The organism is Cellulomonas sp. zg-ZUI22 (assembly GCF_017353535.1).
In the GTDB taxonomy this organism is placed as follows: Bacteria; Actinomycetota; Actinomycetes; order Actinomycetales; family Cellulomonadaceae; genus Cellulomonas; species Cellulomonas wangleii.
In genome coordinates this window covers 87118-110008 of the sequence record NZ_JAFMUZ010000007.1, presented here as the reverse complement: position 1 = coordinate 110008, position 22891 = coordinate 87118, and the positions used below count along the sequence as shown (strand labels likewise).

Genomic DNA, 22891 nt, shown 5'->3' with positions numbered 1-22891 from the left:
GGGTGGCGGGGCTTCGTCGTGCCCGGACCCGGTGCGCCTCACTCGAAGGGGCGACGCGGTGGAAAGTTTCGGTCTCGATTCTGCAACCATCTGCCGCCCGATTCCGCCGAAGGCTGGTCGTCTGACCAGTTTGCCGCGTACGGTGGCTAGGCCATACCAGACTTCTGCGCGCAAGGGAGCGTCAATGAGTCCGACCAGGCACCGATCGGTGCTCGAAACTATCGGGGCCGGGGTGGCAGCGACTGCCCTCGTCGCCGCCCCACTCATCGGGCTCGGCTCGGCCGCCGGTGCGGCAGTGGCCGACGAGGTGCTCAGCAGCACGTTCGAGGAGAGCGTGTCGCCCTGGACCGGACGCGGCGCCGCGACGGCCGCCCGGACCACCGACGACGCCCGCACCGGGGACGCGAGCATGCTCGTCTCCGGCCGCACCGCCAACTGGCACGGCGCGTCGACCTCCATCACCTCCCTGTTCGCGAGCGGCGGCACGTACCAGGTGTCGGCCTGGGTCAAGCTCGCGCCCGGCGAGGCGGACACCACGGTCAAGGCGACCGTGGCCGAGACGCCCGAGGCGTGGACCGGCGTGACGCCCGACGTGGCGGTCACCGACGACGAGTGGGTCGAGGTCGCCGGCACCTACACCCGCGCCGCCGGCGTGACCGCCGGTGACCTGTACTTCGAGGCCGCGGGCGAGACCACGAGCTTCCTCGTCGACGACGTCGTCGTCACCGGGCCCCCGTTCGAGGCGACGCCGCCCCCGGGCGACGGCACCGACCTGTCGTTCGACTTCGAGGACGGCTCCCTGAGCGGCTGGGCGCCGCGCGCCACCGGCGACGGGCCCCCGACCGTGACCGTCACGGAGTCCGGCGGGCACGAGTCGGACCGCGCCCTGCGCGTGTCCGACCGTGTCCACCAGGGCCAGGGCGTGCAGTACGACGTCACCGACGTCCTGTCCGCCGGTGCGCCGTACCAGTTCTCGGCGTGGATCCGGTTCGACGGCGAGCCCGGTGCGATGACGCTCAGCGCCCGCACCGAGACCGGCGGGACCAGCACCTACTCCAACCTCGTGTCCATCACCGGTGTCACCGAGGACTGGACGCTCGTGACCGGGAGCTTCTCGCTGCCGGCGTTCGAGACGGCCGCGGAGATCTACCTCGAGACGGCCTGGGACAACGACAACGCCGGCAACACCTCGACGTTCCTCGTCGACGACGTCTCGATCACGAGCCCGACGGTGGCGGTCGAGGACCTGACGCCCCTGCAGGACACCGTGCCGTTCCCCCTGGGCGTCGCGATCGACGACCGGGAGACCCGCGGCGCGCAGAGCGACCTCCTCACGCGGCACTTCGACCAGGTCACGGCCGAGAACCACATGAAGCCGTACGCCTGGTACGCCGCGGACCGCACGTTCGGGATCGCGCCGCAGGCCACCGCGATCATGGACCACGCCGTGGAGAACGACCTGCGCGTCTACGGGCACGTGCTCGTCTGGCACAGCCAGAACCCCGGCCAGACGGACCCGGACCCCGCCACGGGGACGCCCGGGAACCCCGGCTGGTTCTTCTTCGACGACGACGGTGAGCCGCTCACGTCGAGCCCCGAGGACCAGGAGATCCTGCGGGAGCGCCTGGAGACCCACGTCTTCGCCGTCGCGAAGGCGCTGCACGACGAGTACGGGGACTTCGGGTCGGACACGAACCCGCTGGTCGCGTGGGACGTCGTCAACGAGGTCGTGGCCGACGGCGCCGACAACCCCGACGGCCTGCGTCGCTCGGCGTGGTTCAACATCCTGGGCGAGCAGTTCATCGACCTGGCGTTCCGGTACGCCGACGAGGCGTTCAACGAGACGTACGCCGCGCCGGGCTCGGACCGGCCGGTCAAGCTCTTCATCAACGACTACAACACCGAGGAGACGGGCAAGCAGGGCCGGTACTTCGCGCTCGTCGAGCGGCTGCTCGACCGCGGCGTCCCGCTGGACGGCGTGGGGCACCAGTTCCACGTCAGCCTGACGCGGCCGATCGCCGACCTGCGGGCCGCCATCGAGCGGTTCGAGGCGCTGCCCGTCCTGCAGGCCGTCACCGAGCTCGACGTCGCCACCGGTACGCCGGTCACCGACGCCAAGCTCATCGAGCAGGGCTACTACTACCGCGACGCGTTCGACCTGTTCCGCGAGAAGGCGGACTCGCTGTTCTCGGTCACGGTGTGGGGGCTCTACGACAGCCGCAGCTGGGTCAACGACAACGGCGCGCCGTTGCTGTTCGACGACACGCTGACCGGCAAGCCGGCGTACTACGGCGCGGCCGGGCAGGACCTGCCCGCGCCCATCCGGACGGCGGACGTGTTCCGCGGCGAGGTGCCGCTGGACGACGACGCGCTGACGGCCGTCGAGTGGCTGCAGCTGCAGCCGCACCTGCTGGGCGAGGAGGGCGAGAGCGGGTCGTTCCAGCTGCGCTGGTCTCCGACCACGCTCACCGTGCTGCTGGAGGTCGCGGGCGACGCCCCCGGCGTCGAGCTGCAGGTCGGGGACGAGACGTACGCGTTCGCCCGCGACGGCTCGGGTGACGTCCCGGGCGTGGTGTCCGAGACGGACGGCGGCTGGACCGCGGTCATCCACCTGCCCCTCGACGACGCGACCGAGGGCAGCTCCGTGCGGTTCAACGTCGTCGTCGACGGCGGTGCGGGCTGGACGGAGCCCGGGGCGACCGGGATCCTCGCGCTCCTCGAGGAGCTGTCGTACCTCGAGGTGCCGTCCGCCACGGGCGAGGTGCCCGTCATCGACGGTGCCGTCGACGACGCCTGGCAGGGGCTGTCGGCGGTCGTCACCGGCAAGCAGGTCTCCGGGACGGCCACGGCCACGGCCGAGGTCCGCACGCTGTGGGACACGGACCGGCTGTTCGTCCTCATGGAGGTCACGGACCCGGACATCGACCTGACCGCGACCCAGCCCTGGGAGCAGGACTCGGTCGAGATCTACGTCGACGCCGGCAACGCCAAGAACGGCACCTACCTGCCGACGGACATGCAGCTGCGCATCAACGCCGACAACGCCGTCTCGTTCGGCAACGGGCCCGCCACCCAGGTGGAGCGCGTGACGTCGGCGACGGCGCGCACGGAGACCGGCTACGTCGTCGAGGTCGCGATCGACATGCTCGACCTCGGCATCGAGGACTCGGTGCACGGCCTGGACTTCCAGGTCAACGACGCCGCGGGCGGCGCCCGCATCGGCACCACCAACTGGGCCGACGCGACGAACCAGGGCTACCAGTCGACCGCCCACTGGGGCGTCGGCCGGTTCGTCGCAGCCGAGCCCGCCCCGGGCCCGGCGACCGGGGTGCCGACGGCGCCCGTGCTGTCCCACGACAACTGGGACAAGGACGGGACGTTCACCGTGCTGTCGTCGATGTGGTGGGGGCAGAACGCCCACACGCTGACGCTGCGGGAGAACGGCGTGGACATCGCCACGAAGCGGGTCGTCGACGCGACCCCCGGCGCGCAGATCGTGCCGTTCGAGGTGACCGGCCGGGTCGACGGCACCTACCGCTACGAGGTCGTCGCGACCAACCAGCACGGCTCCACGACGAGCCGGGCGATCACGGTCAAGGTCGTCGCCGCGAAGCCCGGCGTGCCGGTCGTCCTGCACGACAACTGGGACGGCAACGGCACCTACACCGTGTCGATGCACATGTGGTGGGGCACGAACGCCACCACGTACCGGCTGTACGAGGACGGCGTCCTGGTCGACACCCAGGCGCTGTCCCCGAACGGTCGCAACGCGCAGCACGCGGGCACCCTGCTCGAGGGCAGGAAGCGGGGTGTGCACCGCTACACGGTCGAGCTCTCCAACGAGGCGGGCACGACGCGCAGCGCGACCGTGCCCGTGATCGTCTGGCGATGACCGTCCCACGCGTCCGCGCGCGGACGTCCCCCCGGGTGTGGTGCTGGTCGTGGCGCCACCCCGGGGCACGCCAGACGCTGCTGCGGCGCTGACCCGCAGCAGCGGGCCGGGGTGACACGTCACCTCACCCCGGCCACCCGGAGCCCCGCCGGCTGATCCCCCCCGACAGCCGGCGGGGCTCCGCCGTGCCCGGAGCGCGCCGCGGCGGACGTCCGCCCGGCGGGCGCGGTGCGCCGCTACGGTGGCGCCCGTGACCGACGCCCGCCCGCTCGTCGACGAGTCCGACGCGACCCCCGCCCCGCACCGCCCGGCGACCGAGGGGGCGTCCCCGTCCGACGCGCCGACGGACCGTGCCGGCGCCGCCCTGCCCGGCGACCCCGGGCCGGAGCCGCTGGCCGTCACCCGGCTGGTGGCCGTCGCGCTCGACGAGGACCTCGGCCCCGCTCCCGGCCGCGACGTCACCACGCAGGCCACCGTGGACCCGCAGGCCCGGGGCCGTGCGGACGTGGTCGCGCGGGACGCCGGCGCGATCGCCGGGCTCGTCGTCGTGCCGGAGGTGCTCGACCAGGTCGCCGACCGGCTGGGTCTGCCGCGGGCGACCGTCACGTGGCACGTCCACGACGGCACCGTGGTCGACGCGGGCACGGTCCTGGCGACCGTCGAGGGCCCGACGCACGTGCTGCTCGTCGCGGAGCGCACGCTGCTCAACCTCGTGTCGCGGGCCTCGGGCGTCGCGACCCACACGTACCGCTGGACGCAGGCGCTGACGGGGACGGGTGCGCAGGTGCTCGACACCCGCAAGACCACGCCCGGTCTGCGGGCGCTGGAGAAGTACGCCGTGCGCTGCGGCGGCGGCACCAACAAGCGCATGGGGCTGTACGACGTGGCGATGGTCAAGGACAACCACGTGGTGGCCGCCGGGTCCGTGGCCCGGGCCGTGCGCGCGGTGCGCGAGCGGTTCCCCGACGTGGCGGTGCAGGTCGAGGTGGACCGGCCCGAGCAGGCCGACGAGGCCCTGGACGCCGGCGCCGACTTCCTGCTGCTCGACAACATGGACACCGCGACGCTGACGGCCACGGTCGCGGCGGTCCGGGCGCGCACGGCCGGCGTCGGGCACGTCGACCTCGAGGCCACGGGCAACCTCACGCTCGACCGGGCGCGGGAGGTCGCGCTCACCGGCGTGGACTACCTGTCCGTGGGCGCGCTCACCCACTCGTCGCCCGTCCTCGACGTCGCGCTCGACCTGGACCCCCGGTCCGTGACCGTGGCCACGCAGGGCCTGCCGGCCGCCGGTGCGCCCGTGTCCCGCCCCTAGAATCATCGGGTGAGCGCACGCACCGAACCCACCCCCGCGACGCCTGTCGTCGAGACCCCCGTGGACGACGTCCCCGAGCAGATGCGGGTGCGGCGGGCCAAGCGCGAGCGGCTGATCGAGCAGGGTGTCGCCCCCTACCCGGTCTCGGTGCCGCGCACGCACACCATCGCCGAGGTCCGCGAGGGCCACCCGGACCTCGAGCCGGGCACCGAGACGGACGACGTCGTCGGCGTCGCCGGGCGGGTCGTGTTCCTGCGCAACACGGGCAGGCTCGCGTTCGCCACGCTGCAGGACGGTGCGGGCACGCGCCTGCAGGCGATGCTCAGCGAGAAGGAGGTCGGTGCCGAGGCGCTCGCGGCGTTCAAGGCCGACGTCGACCTGGGTGACCACGTCTTCGTCCACGGCCGCGTGATCGCCTCGCGCCGCGGTGAGCTGAGCGTGATGGCGGACGAGTGGCGCATGGCAGCCAAGTCCATCCGCCCGCTGCCGAACCTGTACGAGGGCACGGAGATGTCCGAGGAGGCGCGGGTCCGTCAGCGTTATGTCGACCTGATCGTCCGTCCCGGCGCGCGCGAGATGGTGCGGCTGCGTTCGGCCGTCGTGCGGTCGCTGCGCGAGAACTTCTATCGCCGCGGATTCCTCGAGCTCGAGACGCCGATGCTCCAGGTGCGCCCGGAAGGTGCGGCGGCGCGGCAGTTCGAGACGCATATGAATGCTTTCGACATGGATCTCTACCTGCGCATCGCACCCGAGCTGTTCCTCAAGAGGGCGGCCGTCGGCGGCGTCGAGAAGGTCTTCGAGATCAATCGGAACTTCCGTAACGAAGGCGTTGACTCGACGCACTCCCCGGAGTTCGCGATGCTCGAGGCGTACGAGGCCTACGGCGACTACGACACCATGGCGGCGCTCACGCAGGACCTGGTGCAGACCGCCGCGCGGGACGCGCTCGGCACGACCGTCGTGACGCTGGCCGACGGCACCGAGTACGACCTGGGCGGGCAGTGGACCTCCCTGACGATGTACGGCTCGCTCTCCGAGGCCCTGGGCGAGGAGATCACGCACGACACGTCCGACGAGCGCCTGCTGGCCCTGCTGGACGCCGCCGACGTCGAGCTGGCGCCCGCCCAGCGCAACCACGGCAAGATGGTCGAGGAGCTCTGGGAGCACCACGTCGGCTCGACCCTCTGGGCGCCCACGTTCGTGCGGGACTTCCCGGTCGAGACGTCCCCGCTGACGCGCGACCACCGCACCGAGCGCGGCCTGGTGGAGAAGTGGGACCTGTACGTGCGCGGCATGGAGCTGGCCACCGCCTACTCCGAGCTGGTCGACCCGGTCGTGCAGCGCGAGCGCTTCGAGGCGCAGGCCCTGCTGGCCGCCAAGGGCGACGACGACGCGATGCGGATCGACGAGGACTTCCTCGCCGCGATGGAGCACGCCATGCCCCCGTCGGGCGGCATGGGGATGGGCATCGACCGCCTCCTGATCGCCATGACCGGGCACGGCATCCGCGACACCATCGTCTTCCCGCTCGTGAAGCCGCAGGCCTGAGCCTGCGTGAAGGAGAACCTGTGAACGGCTGGGGTGCAGTTCTGGCGGCGTTGCTGCCGTCGGTGGGTGTGGGCCTGATCTTCTGGTTCGCGATGCGTGCGATCGTCAACGCGGACCGTTCCGAGCGGCAGGCGGTTGCCCGCATGGAGGCGGAGAACGAAGGGCCCGGTACGGGATCCTGAGAATGTGCTCCGGGGTTTGACGCGAACAATCCCGGGTGGGACAGTGATCCCGTCAGCAATTTCCCCATGCCCGGGAGCATTCCATGGCACAGAAGGTGCAGGTCCTGCTGGTCGACGACGTCGACGGCGGGACGGCGGACGAGACGGTCACGTTCGGTCTCGACGGAGTGACGTACGAGATCGACCTCACGTCCGACAACGCCGCCAAGCTGCGCGACGCGCTCGCGCAGTGGGTCGGGAACGCGCGCAAGGTGAGCGGTCGCTCGGCCGGCCGTTCGACGGCTCGTTCCTCGGCCACCTCCTCGTCGCGCACCGCGCGGTCGAACGAGGCCCAGGAGATCCGCGAGTGGGCCAAGGCCAACGGCTACCAGGTCTCGGAGCGGGGTCGCATCTCCGCCGAGGTCAAGAAGGCCTACGACGACGCCCACTGAGCGTCGTCGGGCGCGTCACGTCGGGGGGCGTGACGCATGACGAAGGGGCCGGCACCGCGAGGTGCCGGCCCCTTCGTCGTCGCGGTCAGGCCGGGCGGTCGACCGTCAGGTCGCGGGCGGCCGCGTACTGCTCGCGCACGACCGGCGTGGGCTCGCCGGTCATGACCTCGGCGCCGGACGACGCGGACCACGCCGGGGGAGCGTCCTGCCCGGACAGCACCCAGGCCGCCTGGCGGGCGGCGCCGTCGGCCACGTACTCGCCGGGCGTCGGCACCTGCACGTCCACGCCCATGATCGACGGGATGATCCGTCGCACGGCCTCGGACTGCGCACCGCCGCCGATGAGGAAGACGCGCTCCACCGGGACGCCCACGGCGCGCATCGCGTCGATGCCGTCGGCGAGCGAGCAGAGCATGCCCTCGACAGCCGCGCGCGCGACGTGCGCGGGCGTCGTGTTGGCCAGGCGCATGCCGTGCAGGGCGCCGGTGGACAGCGGCTTGTTCGGGGTGCGCTCGCCCTCGAGGTAGGGGATGTGCACGAGGCCGTCGGCGCCCGCGGGGGCGGACAGCGCGAGCTCCGACAGTCCCGGGTGGTCGACGCCGAGCATCCGGCAGGCCGCGTCGAGCACGCGCGACGCGTTGAGCGTCACCGCGAGCGGCAGGTAGGAGCCGGTCGCGTCCGCGAACCCGGTGACCAGGCCGGTGCCGTCGGCGATGGGCGCGGCGGAGATGGCCGAGACCACGCCCGACGTCCCGAGGGACACCGCGACGTCACCCGGCAGCAGGCCGAGCGCGAGGGCGGCCGCGGCGTTGTCGCCGGCGCCCGGGCCCAGGACGGGCTTCTTCTCGAACATGGGGGCGACGGGGCCGGCCTCGTTGGCCGCGAGCACGCGCGGCAGGCGCGGCACGCTGCCCAGGGCCATCTCGAGCAGGTCGGGGCGGTAGTCCTCCGTGATCGGCGACCAGTAGCCGGTGCCCGACGCGTCGGACCGGTCCGTGACCAGCCCGTCGAACCCGACCTCCGCCATGCCGCCCGCGAGCTTCCAGGTCAGCCAGTCGTGGGGGAGCGCCACGGCCGCGACGCGTGCGGCGTTCTCCGGCTCGTTGTCGCGCAGCCAGCGCAGCTTGGTGATCGTCAGCGACGCGACGGGCACCGAGCCGACCGCGTCGGCCCACGCCTGCGCCCCGGCGGCGGGGTCACCGTCGCCGAGCTCGGCGATGAGGTCGACCGCGGCCTGCGCCGAGCGCGTGTCGTTCCACAGCAGCGCCTCGCGGATCACCTCGCCGTCGGCGTCGAGCACGACCATGCCGTGCTGCTGCCCGCCGACCGAGATCGCCTCGACGTCGTCGAGGCCGCCCGCGTCCGCGATGGCCGCCTGCAGGGCGTCCCACCAGTGGTGCGGGTGCACCTCGGTGCCTTCCGGGTGCCTGGCGCGGCCCTGCCGGACCAGCTCACCGGTCTGCGCGTCGCGCACGACCACCTTGCACGACTGTGTGGACGAGTCCACACCTGCCACGAGCGTCATCGCGTGTGCTCCCTTGCCGAGGGTGCCCGGCCTGCCGGGCGCTGGGTGTCCGAGGGGTGACGTCCCGCGGCCCGATCGGACGTCGGGGCCGGGGACGGGCGACGCCCGGGGAGCGCGAGGCTCCCCGGGCGTCAGGTGAGGCTGGGTCAGCCGCGCGCGCCCATGGCGTGCTCGACCGCGAGCTGGTTGAGGCGCACGAAGCCGTAGCCGTGCTTGGCCACGCCCTCGACGTCGAAGTCCTCGAACGCGGAACGGTCCGCGAGGAAGTCGGCGAGCGACTCGCCCTCGTTCAGCGTGGGCTTCGCGAGCTCGAAGACACCGGCGGCCTCCATGGCCTCCTGGACCTCGGGGTCGGCGCGGAACGCCTGCGCCCGCTCCTTGAGCAGGATGTACGTCGACATGTTGGCGGCGGCCGAGGCCCACACGCCGTCGAAGTCCTCGGTGCGCGAGGGCTTGTAGTCGAAGTGGATCGGGCCGTCGTACTTGGGGCCGCCGCTGGGGAAGCCGTTCTCGACGAGGTCGACCGTCGCGAACGCGGAGAACAGGTCGCCGTGGCCGAAGACCAGGTCCTGGTCGTACTTGATGCCGCGCTGGCCGTTGAGGTCGATGTGGAAGAGCTTGTCCGCCCACAGCGCCTGCGCGAGGCCCGTCGTGTAGTTCAGGCCGGCCATCTGCTCGTGGCCCGTCTCCGGGTTGAGGCCGACGATGTCGCCGTGCTCGAGCTTGGCGATGAGGCCGAGCGCGTGCCCGATCGTCGGGAGCAGGATGTCGCCGCGGGGCTCGTTGGGCTTGGGCTCGATCGCGATGCGCAGGCCGTAGCCCTTCTCCTTGATGTACGCGGCGACGGTGTCGATGCCGTCGGCGTACGCCTGGTGCGCGGCGTACAGGTCCTTGGCGGAGTCGTACTCGGCGCCCTCGCGGCCGCCCCACATCACGAACGTGTCGGCGTCGAGCGACGCGGCGAGGTCGACGTTGCGCAGGATCTTGCGCAGCGCGTAGCGACGCACACGGCGGTCGTTCGAGGTGAACGCGCCGTCCTTGAAGATCGGGTGCGTGAACGTGTTGGTCGTGACCATCTCGACCGTGATGCCGGTCTCGGCCAGCGCGCCGCGGAAGCGGTCGAGGATCTTCTCGCGCTCGGCGTCCGAGGAGCCGAAGGGCACCACGTCGTCGTCGTGGAAGGTCACGTGCGCGGCGCCGAGCTCGGCGAGCTTGTGCACGGACTCGACCGGGTCGAGCCACGGACGGGTCGCCGCGCCGAACGGGTCCTGCGCGTTCCATCCGACCGTCCAGAGGCCGAACGAAAACTTGTCTTCGGGGGTGGGCTTGCGAACCATGGAGGCCTCCGCGTCGAGGGGGCCGGGCGCTCGGCTGTCGAGCGACCGGGTTTTGTTCTCGGGATGAATTTATCCCCGGAGGTCGGTAGGGTCAAGCCATGCCGACGGTGGATGAGGTGCCGGGTGCCGCAGTGCACGCCGCCGCCCCGGTGACCCCGCACGACGCCCTCGGCACGGTCCCCGTCGTCGTCGGTGGACGTCCCCGGACCCGCCAGGGGCGGGCCGCGGAGCAGGTGCCCGACCCGTCGCGGGCCGCCCGCCAGGCGCAGATGCGGGCCCACAACCTGTCCGTCGCGCTGGGGCAGGTCGTCGACGCGACGTCGGCGCCGTCCCGCGCGCAGATCGCCGCCGCCACCGGGTTGTCCCGCGGCGCCGTCACCAGCCTCGTGGACGTGCTCATCGAGGCGGGGCTGGTGCGCGAGCTGGCACCCGTCGCCGCCGCGCGCGCCGGACGCCCCGCCGTGCCGCTGGCCCCGACGTCCGGCCGTGTCGCGGGCGTCGGCATGGAGGTGAACGTCGACTACCTGGGGCTGCGCGCCGTCGACCTCGCCGGGGGCGTCCTGGTCGAGACCGTCGAGCGCGTGGACCTGCGCGGCAGCGACCCGGACGAGGCGCTCGACAGGCTGGCGGCGCTCGCCGCGCCGGTCCTGGTCGCGCTCGCGGCCGACGGCGTCCGCGTGGCCGGCACCGCGCTGGCGCTGCCCGGCCTCGTCGACCGCATCACCGGGCCGCTGCGCTACGCCCCCAACCTCGGCTGGCGGGACGTCGACGTCGTCGCGCGCCTCGCCGCCCACCCCGTGCTCGCCGAGCTGCCGCCGCGCGTCGCCAACGAGGCCAACCTCGCCGCCCGGGCCGAGGCGCACGCCCGGCGCGGCGCGGTCGCCCCGTCCTTCCTCTACGTGTCCGGCGAGGTCGGCGTCGGTGGTGCGCTCGTGCTCGACGGCGAGATCTTCCTCGGCCGGCACGGGTGGAGCGGGGAGATCGGGCACGTCGTCGTCGACGGCGGCCCCGGCGGGGCGCACCCCGTCTCGCTCGAGCAGCACGTCGGCCAGGACGCCATCGCGCGCGCCGCGGGCCTCGCGGCGGGCGCACCGTTCGCCGAGGTCGTCGCCGCCCTGGCCGCGGGTGACGCCCGCGCCCGCGACGCCGTCCGCGACGCCGCGCGCTGGCTGGGGCTCGCGGTGGCGACGGTCGCCAACGTCGTCGACGTCAGCGAGATCGTCCTGGGCGGGACGTTCGGGCGCGTGTTCGACCACGTGCACGACGTCGTCAGCGAGACGCTGGCCGACCGCGTGATCTTCTCCGACTGGTCGTCGCCGTCGGTGACGCGCGCGGCCGCGGGCGACTACCCGGCGATGACGGGGGGTGCGCTGGCGGTGCTGCGCACGGTCGTGGCGGACCCGACCGTCTGGTTCGCCCCCGCGACGAGCTGACGCCACGGCCCGTCCCGAGCGCTGAGTCGCGCGCCCGACGTCCCGGTGGGTGGGACGAGGGGCAGGTGGCTGACGTCGGCGGTGGGCGGCCGGACGTGGGCGACGGGTCGACGTGGGGCGGCGTTCCCCTGCCCCGCCCGCGCCCCGCTGCGTAAGGTCGCGGCGTGAGCGCGACGACACCCCTGTGGATCGGCACCTTCCCGGACGCCGGCATCGGCACGCAGGCCGGGCTCGGCGAGGGCGTGTGGCGGGTCGACCTCGACGCCACGACCGGCGGGCTGGGTGTGCCCCGGCTCGTCGTCGAGACGCCTGCACCGACGTTCGTCGCGACGCACCCCGGTGGGCGGTGGCTGTACGCCGTGGGGGAGAGCGACCCCGGGTCGGTGACGGCCTTCGAGATCGACGCCGACGGCGGCCTGACCCCGCGCGCCACGGTCGCGTCCGGCGGCGTCGCGCCCTGCCACCTGCTCGTCGTCGACGACGAGCTGTACGTCGCGAACTACGTCGACGGCGTGCTGGGCGTGGTGCCGCTGACGCCCGACGGCGGCTTCGCCCCCGACGTGGTCGCGTCCGGCCGGCCCGCGCAGACGTTCGACCACGCGGGCGCCGGCCCGGACCCCGACCGCCAGGAGGGTCCGCACGCCCACTTCGTCGCGCTGACGCCCGACCGCCGGCACGTCCTGGTCGCCGACCTCGGCACCGACGAGCTGCGCCGGTACGCCCGCGCCGCGGACGGTCGTCTCACCCCGGACGGCGTCGCGGCCGCCCTGCCGCCGGGCACGGGACCGCGGCACGTCGCCTTCTCGGCCGACGGCGGCCGGCTCCACGTCGTGGGCGAGCTCGACGCGTCCGTGCACGTGCTGGACTGGCACGCGGGGTCGGCGACCGGGACCGGGCTGCAGCGTGTCCCGGCGGTGCCCGAGACCGAGGCGGCCGACGGCGTGCGCCGCTCGCCGTCGCACGTGCTGCTCGACGGCGACCGGCTGCTGCTGGGCGTGCGCGCCCTCGGCCTGCGGGGCCCGGACGCGGTGAGCACGTTCGACGTCCGCCCCGGCGGCACCCTCGGCGCGCCGGTCACGCACCCGCTGAGCGGCCCGACGCCCCGCCACCTGGCCGTGGTGCACGGGTGGACCGTCGTGGCGCTGCAGGACGCGCACGCACTCGTCGTGCACGACGCGCACGGTGCGCAGGTGGCGCGGGTCGACCTGCCGTCGCCGGCCTGCGTCGTGCCGGTGGTGGTGCGCTGACGCCGGGCCGGCGGACCGTCGCCCGCGGGGTAGCGTCGCGCCCGGTGGCCGCACCGGCCACGTGCGACGAAGGAGCCCGCATGTCCCGTCCCGAGGTCGTCCCCACCGCAGCCGCCGGAGCGCTCGCGTGACCGCCCCCGCCGGTGGTCCGCGGCTGACCTCGCAGCGGGTGTGGGCGACGCTGGCCCGCCAGGCGTTCGTCGTCGTCGGCATGGTGAACCGCCGCGGCGAGGGCCGCAGCGTCGGGGTCAGCCCCGCGGTCGACGGGGACCACGTGTGGTTCGCGGCGCACGGGACCGACTGGAAGGTCGACCACCTGCGCCACCAGCCGGAGGTGTCGCTCACGGTGCCCGTCCGCCGCGGTGGCGTGCTGGCGCTCGTCGCGCCGATCCCGCCCGCGACGATCACCTGCCGGGCCACCGCGCAGGTGCTGCCCGTCGACCGGGCTCCCGCGGCCGTGCGCCGGCGCCTGCTGATGGGCCAGGACGCCGAGAAGGCGGCCGCGGCCGGGACGGTGATGGTCCGCCTGACGCCGCACGGCGACTTCGTGACGTACGGCCTCGGGGTGTCGCTGCGCACCATGCTCGACACCGAGCGCGCCCGCGGTCGCGTCCCCGTCGCCCGCGGCTGAGCGCGCCGCACCGGCCGTGTCGCGGCGCGCCCGAGGACCCGCAGGACGCCGCAGCGGCCCGCGGGTCACAATGGGGCCGTGACCCCCGAGAGAGCGCCCCGCGTCGCCATGCTCTCGGTGCACACGTCGCCGCTCGACCAGCCCGGCACGGGCGACGCCGGCGGCATGAACGTGTACGTCCTGGAGCTGGCGCACGCGCTCGCGGCCCGGGGCGCGCGCGTCGAGGTCTTCACCCGCGCCACCCGGTCCGACGTCCCCGAGACGGTCGTGCTCGACGGCGTCGACGCGGACGGGCGCCCGCTGTCCCCGGAGGCGTCGCGCGACGTCCTGCTCGCCGACGTCGTGCCCGCCGGTGTCACCCCGCCCGTGCTGGTGCACCACGTGCCCGCCGGACCGTTCGAGGCGCTCGACAAGAACGACCTGCCCGGCGTCCTGTGCGGCATGGCCGCCGGCGTGCTGCGCTCCGAGGCCGCGCGCCGGCCCGGCTGGTACGACGTCGTGCACTCGCACTACTGGCTCTCCGGCCAGGTCGGCGCGATCGCGGCGCAGCGGTGGGAGGTGCCGCTGGTCCACACCGCGCACACGCTCGCCAAGGTGAAGAACCTCAGCCTGGGGCCGGGTGACGTCCCGGAGCCGAGCGTCCGGGTGGTCGGCGAGGAGCAGGTCGTCGCCGACGCCGACGCCCTCATCGCGTCCACCCCGGTGGAGGCGCGCGAGCTCGTCGAGCTGTACGACGCGGACCCCGCGCGGGTGCACGTCGTGGAGCCCGGCGTCGACCTCGACCGGTTCCGCCCCGGTGCGCCCGGTGCGCGGGACGCCGCCCGGCGTCACCTCGGCCTGCCGACCGACCGCCCGGTCGTGCTCTTCGCCGGCCGCGTGCAGCCGCTCAAGGCGCCCGACGTGCTGGTGCGCGCGGTCGGGGAGCTGCGCGCGAGCGGCCGGCCGGTGCCGCTGCTCGTGGTGCTCGGCGGGCCGTCGGGGCGCCCCACCGCGGTGCGCGAGCTGCGAGCGCTCGCCGTCACCCTCGGCGTCGAGGACGACGTCGTGGTCCGTCCGCCCGCCCCGCGCGACGAGCTCGCCGCCTGGTACCACGCGGCCGACCTCGTGGCGATGCCGTCGCGCTCCGAGTCCTTCGGGCTGGTCGCCGTCGAGGCGCAGGCCTGCGGGACGCCGGTCCTCGCGGCCGACGTCGGCGGCCTGCGCACGGTCGTCGACGACGACGTGTCCGGGCGCCTCGTGCCCGGTCACGACCCGCTGGTCTGGGCGGACGCGATCGCCGACGCGCTCGCGGACGACGCGCGGCGCGCCCGCTGGTCCGCCGGCGCGCGCCAGGTGGCCGAGCGGTACGCGTGGTCCACGGCGGCCGACCAGGTGCTCAAGGTCTACGCGGTCGCGGCCGAGCCGACGCGCTGACCCGCCGCCCGCAGGGACGGACGTCCCTGCGGGTCCCGGCGGCCTGCGGCAGGATGGGAGGCATGACCTACACCCTCGTGCTGCTCCGCCACGGCGAGAGCGAGTGGAACGCCAAGAACCTGTTCACCGGTTGGGTGGACGTGCCCCTGTCGGAGAAGGGCGTCGAGGAGGCCAAGCGCGGCGGCACCCTGCTGACCGACGCGGGCGTGCTCCCGGACGTCGTGCACACGTCGCTGCTGCGCCGCGCGATCACCACCGCGAACTACGCGCTCGACGTCGCCGACCGTCACTGGATCCCCGTCAAGCGCTCGTGGCGCCTCAACGAGCGCCACTACGGCGCGCTGCAGGGCAAGAACAAGAAGGAGACGCTCGAGCAGTACGGCGAGGAGCAGTTCATGCTCTGGCGTCGTTCGTACGACGTCCCGCCGCCGGAGATCGAGCTGGGCTCCGAGTACTCGCAGGACGCGGACCCGCGCTACGCGGGCGAGCCGATCCCGCGCACGGAGGCCCTCGCGCAGGTCCTCGACCGCGCGCTGCCGTACTGGGACGCGGAGATCGTGCCCGACCTCAAGGCCGGCAAGACCGTCCTCGTCGCCGCGCACGGCAACTCGATCCGCTCGATCGTGAAGTACCTCGACGACATCGACGAGCAGACCATCGCCGGCATCAACATCCCCACGGGCATCCCGCTGCTGTACGAGCTGGACGAGGAGACCCTCAAGCCCGTCACGAAGGGCGGCACGTACCTCGACCCCGAGGCCGCCAAGGCCGCCATCGCCGCGGTCGCCAACCAGGGTCGCTGACCCCGCCGGCACGCACGAGAGGCGCCCGCCCCCTCCCCGGGACGGGCGCCTCGTGCGTGCGGGAACAGGTCCCGCGCTCGTGGGTGCGGTCAGGCGCCGCGCACCGCGGCCGGGTCCAGCGCGTCCGCCACGTCACCGGTGACGAGGTAGACCATGCGCCGCGCCACGGACACGCCGTGGTCGCCGAACCGCTCGTAGTACCGCCCGAGCAGCGTGACGTCCACGGTCTCCTGTGCCGAGCGGCTCCACGGGCCGGACAGCATGGCCGTGAACGTTCCGGCGTGCAGCTCGTCGAGCAGGTCGTCGTCCTGCTGGATGGACTCCGCCAGCGCCATGTCCCGGGTGCCCAGCAGCGTGGTGACGCGCTGCGCGACGCGCACGGCGGCGTCCTGCATCTGCGTGAACGTCTCCACGAGGTCCGACGGCACGGCGACGACCGGGTAGCGGGCTCGCGCCACCTGGGCGACGTGACGGGCCAGGTCGCCCATGCGCTCCAGCGACGCGCTCATCCGCAGGGCCGAGACGACGACGCGCAGGTCCGTGGCCACGGGCTGCTGCTGCGCGAGCAGCCGGACGCACCGCTCGTCGAGGTCGCGCTCCAGCGCGTCGATCGCGAGGTCGTCCGCGATCACGGACTCGGCGAGCCGGAGGTCGGCGGTGAGCAGCGCGACGCCCGCGTTGCTGATGGCCTGCTCGACCCGTCCGCTCATGGTGACCAGGTCCTGACCGAGCTGGGTGAGCTCGGCCTCGAAGATGTCCCGCATGTGCTCCCTCTTCTCGGGCGGTGTGGCGGCCCACACGTTCGCACGCGCCGGTGAACGACCGACACCCGCCAGGTGAACGCGCGGCGGCGTTTCGGCGTCCGGGTGCGACGGCGGAGTCGCGGGCGCCTCGACCCGGCCTAGTGTGGCGGTCGTGGACTGGATCGTGGAAGGCGGCCCGCTGGTCGTCGGCGTCGTCGGCGTGCTCGTGGGGGCGGTGGCCGTCGCGGCGTTCCGGTGGAGCGAGCGCGAGCAGCGCACGGTGCCGCCGCAGCCCCGGCCCGAGCTCGAGGACGGGCTGGTGCGGACCCTGGCGGTGCTGCGGTCGGCGGCGGTCGTCCTCGACGCGGAGGACCGCGTGGTGCGGGCCAGCCCGCCGGCGCACGCGCTGGGCCTGGTGCGCGAGGGTCACCTGGTGCACGCGGCCATGCGGGACATGGTGGGCGCGGTGCGCCGCGACGGCGTCATCCGCGACGAGGAGCTCGAGGTGCCGCGCGGGCCCGTCGGCCCGGCGCGGCTGCTGCTGCAGGTGCGCGTCGCGCAGGTGACCCCCGAGCACGTGCTGCTGCTCGCGGAGGACCTCACCCAGGCGCGCCGGCTCGAGGCGATCCGCCGGGACTTCGTCGTCAACGTGTCGCACGAGCTCAAGACGCCCGTCGGTGCGCTGTCGCTGCTGGCCGAGACGGTGCACGACGCCGCCGACGACCCCGAGGCGGTCCGCCGCTTCAGCAGCCGGATGCAGACCGAGGCGGCACGGCTGTCGGCGCTGGTGCACGAGATCATCGAGCTGTCGCGGCTGCAGGTGGCCGGCGCGCTGGAGGACGTCACCACGGTCGCGGTCGACGACGTCGTGGCCGAGGCGGTCGACCGCACGCGCACGGTGGCCGACGCCAAGCGTGTGCGGGTCGTGGCCGGCGGGGACCGGGACGTGACCGTCTACGGCGACCGCAACCTCCTGGTGACTGCCGTGCGCAACCTGCTGGACAACGCCGTCACGTACTCGCCCGCGGGCGCCCGGGTCAGTGTCGGCGTCCGCCGCGACGGTGACCTGGTCGAGATCGCGGTGGTCGACGAGGGCATCGGCATCGCCGCCGCGGACCAGGACCGGGTGTTCGAGCGGTTCTACCGGGTGGACCCCGCGCGCTCGCGCGACACCGGCGGCACCGGGCTGGGACTGTCGATCGTCAAGCACGTGGCCGCGGACCACGGCGGTGACGTGTCGGTGTGGTCGCAGCCCGGTCGCGGCTCGACGTTCACGCTGCGCCTGCCCGTCGCCGACGCCCGCGGCCTGCCCCGGCCCTCCACCACCCCCGACGCCCCGAGGAGCACCCCGTGACCCGCATCCTGCTCGTGGAGGACGAGGAGTCCTACCGCGACCCGCTGTCCTACCAGCTGGGCCGGGAGGGCTACGACGTCGTCACCGCGGCGACGGGCCCCGAGGCGCTCGAACGGTTCGCGGAGCACGGCGCGGACCTCGTCCTGCTCGACCTCATGCTCCCGGGCCTGCCCGGGACGGAGGTCTGCCGGCGGCTGCGTCTGGAGTCCGACGTGCCGGTCATCATGCTCACCGCGAAGGACGACGAGATCGACAAGGTCGTCGGCCTGGAGCTCGGCGCCGACGACTACGTCACCAAGCCGTACTCGTCGCGTGAGCTGCTGGCGCGGATCCGGGCGGTGCTGCGCCGCCGGGAGCCGGTGGCCCGTGCGACCGGCGACGCGGACGACGACGGCGTGCTGGAGGTCGGCACGGTCCGCATGGACGTCGACCGGCACACGGTGCACGTCGACGGCGAGCTCGTCCCGTTCCCGCTCAAGGAGTTCGAGCTGCTGGAGATGCTGCTGCGCAACGCGGGCCGGGTGCTGACCCGCGGGCAGCTCATCGACCGGGTGTGGGGCTCCGACTACGTCGGGGACACCAAGACGCTCGACGTCCACGTCAAGCGCATCCGCGCGAAGATCGAGGCCGACCCGTCGAACCCCACGCTCCTGACGACCGTGCGCGGGCTCGGCTACAAGCTGTCGGACGGCTCCGTGGAGTGACGCGGGCCACGCCGCGGCCCACCGCCGCCGCGTCTGGTCGACGAGCGTTCACCCGGGGTTCACCCGGAGCCGCCGGTGCGGTCACCTGCGGTCCCTACCGTCGGCGTCGGCCGCGCACCGACCGGTGCGCGCGGACCGACAGGACGGGACACAGTGAAGCTCACTCCCCACAGCCGTAGCGGTGCGTCGATCCTCGCGGGGACGGCGCTCGCGCTGACGCTCGCCGCGTGCAGCTCCGGGTCCTCCGCGGAGGGCGGCGACGGGCTCAGCGGCCCGCTGGCCGCCGCGGGCGCCTCCTCGCAGGAGAAGGCGGTCGCCGGCTGGATCGCCGGGTTCAACGACACGTACCCCGACGTGGCCGTCAGCTACGACGCCGTCGGGTCGGGCGGCGGGCGCGAGCAGTTCCTGGCCGGGGCCGTCCAGCTCGCGGGTTCCGACGCCGCCCTGAAGGACGACGAGCTCGCGGCGGCGTCCGAGCGCTGCGAGGGCGGCGAGGCCCTGGAGCTGCCGCTCTACATCAGCCCCATCGCGGTCGTGTACAACCTGCCCGACCTCGACACCGAGCACCTGCAGCTGTCGGCGGCGACGCTCGCGAAGATCTTCGACCGCAAGATCACGACGTGGGACGACCCGGCGATCGCGGCGGAGAACCCCGGTGTCACGCTGCCGTCGACCGCGATCATCCCGGTCAACCGCTCGGACGAGTCCGGCACCACCGAGAACTTCACCGAGTACCTCGAGGCGGCGTCGGGCGGCGCCTGGCCCCACGAGGCCTCGGGCGACTGGCCGCTGTCCGGCGGGCAGTCGGGCCAGGGCACGCAGGGCGTCATCGACACCGTCTCCGGCGCGAAGGGGGCCATCGGCTACGCCGACGCCTCGCGCGCCGGTGACCTGGGCACCGTCGCGCTGAAGGTCGGCGACGCGTACGTGCCGGTCTCGGCCGAGGCCGCCGCGAAGGTCGTCGACGCGTCGCCGCGCGCCGAGGACGCGACGGACAAGCGCCTGGTCGTCGAGCTGGACCGCACGACCACCGAGGCGGGCGCCTACCCGCTCGTCCTGGTCTCGTACGCCATCGCGTGCTCCACGTACGCCGACGAGGCGGACGCCGCCAAGGTCAAGGCGTACCTGACGTACGTCGCCAGCACCGAGGGCCAGGAGCGGGCGGCCGACCCGACCGTCGCCGGGTCCGCGCCGATCTCGGACGGGCTGCGCACCGAGGTCCAGGCGGCCATCGACTCGATCACCGGCCCCTGACGTCCGACCCGCACCGCCGCACGACCAGCACCACCCGCACCACCCGCACCTCCCGGGCACTGCGACGACGCCGTCCCGGACCGGGCACCAGGCCCGCTCCGGGACGTCGCCCCGCGGTGCTCCCACCCTCCCCGACCGATGGAGCAGCCGTGGCTGTGACCACCACCCCACCCCCGCGCGACGCGGCACCGCAGGCGCGCACCGACGCGGCCGAGGCCGTGCGCGCGGCGTCCACCGGACGTCTCGCCGGCCGCGTCTTCGCCGGCCTGTCCACCGGCGCGGGCATCCTCATCCTCGTGACGCTGGCGGCCGTCGCGGTCTTCCTGGTCGCCCGGGCGTGGCCGGCGCTGACCGCGTCCCGCGAGGAGCTCGACGCGATCTCCTGGTTCTCCGGCGGCTCCGTCCTGGAGTACGTCGGGCCGCTCGTCTTCGGCACGCTGCTCGCGTCGCTGCTGGCGCTGGTGATGGCCGTGCCGGTGTCCGTGGGCATCGCGCTGTTCATCTCGCACTACGCGCCGCGCCGACTGGCCCAGGGCCTGGGCTACCTCATCGACCTGCTCGCCGCGATCCCGTCGGTCGTCTACGGCCTGTGGGGTGCGCTCTGGCTGATCGGCCGGCTCGACCCCGTGTTCGCCTGGGTGTCGACGAACCTCGGCTTCATCCCCTTCTTCGCGGACTACCAGGCGCCCGCCAAGAACATCATGTCGGCCTCCGTGGTGCTGGCCGTGATGATCCTGCCGATCATCACGGCGGTGTCGCGCGAGGTGTTCCTGCAGACCCCGCGCCTGCACGAGGAGGCGTCGCTCGCGCTGGGCGCGACCCGCTGGGAGATGGTGCGCCAGGCGGTGCTGCCGTTCGGGCGCTCCGGCGTCATCAGCGCCTCGATGCTCGGCCTGGGTCGCGCGCTGGGCGAGACGATGGCCGTGCTCATGGTCATCTCGCCCGGGTTCCTGTTCTCGTTCTTCCTGCTCAAGCCGGGCCAGCAGCAGACCATCGCCGCGAACATCGCCTCGAAGTTCCCGGAGGCCAGCGGGCTGAGCGTCAGCGTGCTGGTCGCCACGGGCCTGGCGCTGTTCGTCATCACCTTCGTCGTCAACTTCGTCGCGCGCTGGATCATCGCGCGGCGCGCCGAGTTCTCGGGAGCCAACTGATGACCGTCGACGCGCCCGCCGCCTCCGCGGGCCTGCTCACGGGGGACGCGCACCGGCGGCTGCCGCGGTGGAGCACGTGGGCGTTCGCCGGCGGCTCGCTGGCCGTGTCCCTCGTCGTGCTGCTCGCGACGGGCTCGGCGTCCACGCCGGGCGTCGTCGTCCTGGGGGCCGTGCTGTTCGTCCTCGTCTCGAGCATCACCTCCCGCGTCGTCGAGGGGCCCCGCCGTGCCGCCGACCGCCTGGCCACCACGCTGGTGACCGGCGCCTTCCTGCTGGCGCTCGTCCCGCTGGTCTCGCTGGTGCTGCTGGTCGTGACGCGCGGGTCGGACGCGTTCGGCTGGGAGTTCCTCACCACCGACATGGTCGGCGTCTTCGGGGAGATGACGTCCGGCGGCATCCGCCACGCGCTCATCGGGACGCTGCTGGTGACCGCCGCGGCGGCCGCCATCTCGGTGCCGATCGGCCTGCTCACCGCCATCTACCTGGTGGAGTACGGGCGCGGGCCGCTCGCGCGCGGCATCACGTTCCTCGTCGACGTCATGACCGGCATCCCGTCGATCGTCGCGGGCCTGTTCGCGTTCGCGCTGTTCACGCTGGTCATGGGCCCGGCGTACCGCTCGGGGGTCATGGGTGCCGTCGCGCTGGCGCTGCTCATGACGCCCGTCGTCATCCGCTCCGTCGAGGAGATGCTGCGCCTGGTGCCGCACGAGCTGCGCGAGGCGTCGTACGCGCTGGGCGTGCCCAAGTGGCTGACGATCGTCAAGGTCGTGCTGCGCACCGCCGCCGCCGGCATCGTCACCGGCGTGATGCTGGCCGTCGCCCGCGTCATCGGGGAGACCGCCCCGCTGCTCCTCACGGTGGGCCTGATCACCCAGGTCAACACCGACCTGTTCGAGGGGCGCATGGCGACGCTGCCCGTGTTCGCCTACCGGCAGTACGAGCAGGGCGGCACCGGCATCGACCGGGCGTGGGCCGCCGCGCTCACCCTCATCCTCGTCGTCATGCTCCTCAACCTCGTGGCCCGGCTCGTCAGCCGCTGGTTCGCCCCGAAGGGCGCCCGCTGACAGCGGGCCCGCACCGACCTCCCAGGAAGGATCCCCATGTCCAAGCGGATCGACGTCTCGGACCTCGACGTGTTCTACGGCGACTTCCTCGCCGTCGCCGGCGTCAACATGACCATCGAGGCCCGGCAGGCCACGGCCCTCATCGGCCCGTCCGGCTGCGGCAAGTCGACGTTCCTGCGCACCCTCAACCGCATGCACGAGGTCATCCCCGGTGCGCGCGTGCAGGGCAAGGCGCTCATGGACGGCCAGGACCTGTACGCCCCCGACGTCGACCCGGTGACCGTGCGCCGGCTCGTCGGCATGGTGTTCCAGCGGCCCAACCCGTTCCCGACGATGTCCATCGCCGACAACGTGCTGGCCGGCGTGCGCCTCAACAACCGCCGCATGTCCAAGGGCGACCAGCAGGACCTGGTGGAGAGCTCGCTGCGTGGCGCCAACCTGTGGAACGAGGTGAAGGACCGCCTGGCGCGCCCCGGCTCGAGCCTGTCCGGCGGTCAGCAGCAGCGCCTGTGCATCGCGCGGGCGATCGCCGTGCGTCCGCAGGTGCTGCTCATGGACGAGCCGTGCTCGGCGCTCGACCCGATCTCGACCCTCGCCATCGAGGACCTGATCGCCGAGCTGAAGTCCGAGTACACGATCGTGATCGTCACGCACAACATGCAGCAGGCCGCGCGGGTGTCCGACCGCACGGCGTTCTTCAACATCGCCGGGACGGGCAAGCCCGGCCGGCTGATCGAGATGGACGACACCGCGACGATGTTCTCCTCGCCGCGCGAGCAGGCGACCGAGGACTACATCTCGGGCCGCTTCGGCTGACCGGCGCGCTGGTCGGTGCGGCGGTCGCGGAGGGGGCGGCCGTGCAGC

General features: G+C 73.6%; 19 protein-coding genes. 16 read left to right on the top strand and 3 right to left on the bottom strand.

Features of this window, described 5'->3' with window-relative positions; genetic code table 11:
• Positions 1-232 precede the first annotated feature (232 nt).
• From J1G43_RS15335 to J1G43_RS15315, 5 genes are all read left to right on the top strand, one after another.
• The gene (locus J1G43_RS15335; protein WP_207340445.1) at positions 233-3892 is read left to right on the top strand and encodes an endo-1,4-beta-xylanase; all 3660 of its coding nucleotides are present in this window, start codon (positions 233-235) and stop codon (positions 3890-3892) included.
• A 364-nt stretch (positions 3893-4256) separates the two neighbouring features.
• The gene (nadC, locus tag J1G43_RS15330; RefSeq protein WP_207340789.1) at positions 4257-5207 is read left to right on the top strand and encodes a carboxylating nicotinate-nucleotide diphosphorylase; all 951 of its coding nucleotides are present in this window, start codon (positions 4257-4259) and stop codon (positions 5205-5207) included.
• Between the two features lie 81 nt (positions 5208-5288).
• On the top strand, positions 5289-6755 hold the full coding sequence (gene lysS / locus J1G43_RS15325; RefSeq protein WP_207800654.1) for a lysine--tRNA ligase: 1467 nt from the start codon (positions 5289-5291) through the stop codon (positions 6753-6755).
• Positions 6756-6775: 20 nt separating this feature from the next.
• The gene (locus J1G43_RS15320) at positions 6776-6937 is read left to right on the top strand and encodes a hypothetical protein (protein ID WP_177199668.1); all 162 of its coding nucleotides are present in this window, start codon (positions 6776-6778) and stop codon (positions 6935-6937) included.
• A gap of 83 nt (positions 6938-7020) precedes the next feature.
• Entirely contained in the window at positions 7021-7368 is a 348-nt protein-coding gene (locus J1G43_RS15315) for an Lsr2 family protein (protein ID WP_207340446.1), read from the top strand.
• Between the two features lie 85 nt (positions 7369-7453).
• On the opposite strand, the gene xylB is transcribed toward J1G43_RS15315, so the two are convergent.
• Together xylB and xylA are read right to left on the bottom strand one after the other, a co-directional pair.
• Positions 7454-8893, bottom strand: a complete 1440-nt coding sequence (gene xylB, locus J1G43_RS15310) for a xylulokinase (protein WP_207340447.1) — start codon at positions 8891-8893, stop codon at positions 7454-7456.
• A gap of 146 nt (positions 8894-9039) precedes the next feature.
• Complete coding sequence (gene xylA / locus J1G43_RS15305) at positions 9040-10230, bottom strand: xylose isomerase (protein ID WP_207340448.1); 1191 nt, start codon at positions 10228-10230, stop codon at positions 9040-9042.
• A gap of 98 nt (positions 10231-10328) precedes the next feature.
• Here xylA and J1G43_RS15300 point away from each other — a divergent pair, with 98 nt between their 5' ends.
• From J1G43_RS15300 to J1G43_RS15280, 5 genes are all read left to right on the top strand, one after another.
• Positions 10329-11663, top strand: a complete 1335-nt coding sequence (locus tag J1G43_RS15300) for an ROK family transcriptional regulator (RefSeq protein ID WP_242635843.1) — start codon at positions 10329-10331, stop codon at positions 11661-11663.
• Positions 11664-11827: 164 nt separating this feature from the next.
• The gene (locus J1G43_RS15295; RefSeq protein ID WP_207378774.1) at positions 11828-12910 is read left to right on the top strand and encodes a beta-propeller fold lactonase family protein; all 1083 of its coding nucleotides are present in this window, start codon (positions 11828-11830) and stop codon (positions 12908-12910) included.
• A gap of 127 nt (positions 12911-13037) precedes the next feature.
• Positions 13038-13541, top strand: coding sequence for a hypothetical protein (locus J1G43_RS15290; RefSeq protein ID WP_207340450.1), 504 nt, complete (start codon positions 13038-13040; stop codon positions 13539-13541).
• A gap of 78 nt (positions 13542-13619) precedes the next feature.
• Positions 13620-14954, top strand: a complete 1335-nt coding sequence (locus J1G43_RS15285) for a glycosyltransferase (protein ID WP_207378773.1) — start codon at positions 13620-13622, stop codon at positions 14952-14954.
• 62 nt (positions 14955-15016) lie between these two features.
• Positions 15017-15757, top strand: a complete 741-nt coding sequence (locus J1G43_RS15280; RefSeq protein ID WP_207340452.1) for a phosphoglyceromutase — start codon at positions 15017-15019, stop codon at positions 15755-15757.
• 89 nt (positions 15758-15846) lie between these two features.
• Here J1G43_RS15280 and phoU read toward each other — a convergent pair whose 3' ends face one another.
• The gene (gene phoU / locus J1G43_RS15275) at positions 15847-16521 is read right to left on the bottom strand and encodes a phosphate signaling complex protein PhoU (protein ID WP_207340453.1); all 675 of its coding nucleotides are present in this window, start codon (positions 16519-16521) and stop codon (positions 15847-15849) included.
• A gap of 151 nt (positions 16522-16672) precedes the next feature.
• Between phoU and J1G43_RS15270 the strand changes: the two genes are divergently transcribed.
• From J1G43_RS15270 to pstB, 6 genes are all read left to right on the top strand, one after another.
• Complete coding sequence (locus tag J1G43_RS15270) at positions 16673-17854, top strand: cell wall metabolism sensor histidine kinase WalK (RefSeq protein ID WP_207378772.1); 1182 nt, start codon at positions 16673-16675, stop codon at positions 17852-17854.
• Complete coding sequence (locus tag J1G43_RS15265; protein WP_207378771.1) at positions 17851-18558, top strand: response regulator transcription factor; 708 nt, start codon at positions 17851-17853, stop codon at positions 18556-18558. The genes J1G43_RS15270 and J1G43_RS15265 overlap by 4 nt, the downstream gene beginning before the upstream one ends.
• Before the next feature lie 153 nt (positions 18559-18711).
• Positions 18712-19812 (top strand): phosphate ABC transporter substrate-binding protein PstS, encoded by a 1101-nt coding sequence (gene pstS, locus J1G43_RS15260; RefSeq protein WP_207370930.1) that lies wholly within the window; start codon positions 18712-18714, stop codon positions 19810-19812.
• Positions 19813-19961: 149 nt separating this feature from the next.
• Entirely contained in the window at positions 19962-20963 is a 1002-nt protein-coding gene (gene pstC / locus J1G43_RS15255) for a phosphate ABC transporter permease subunit PstC (RefSeq protein WP_207340457.1), read from the top strand.
• The gene (gene pstA, locus J1G43_RS15250) at positions 20963-22027 is read left to right on the top strand and encodes a phosphate ABC transporter permease PstA (RefSeq protein ID WP_207370929.1); all 1065 of its coding nucleotides are present in this window, start codon (positions 20963-20965) and stop codon (positions 22025-22027) included. Before pstC ends, pstA begins: the two co-directional genes overlap by 1 nt.
• 36 nt (positions 22028-22063) lie before the next feature.
• Positions 22064-22843, top strand: coding sequence for a phosphate ABC transporter ATP-binding protein PstB (gene pstB / locus J1G43_RS15245; protein WP_207340459.1), 780 nt, complete (start codon positions 22064-22066; stop codon positions 22841-22843).
• Positions 22844-22891 lie beyond the last annotated feature (48 nt).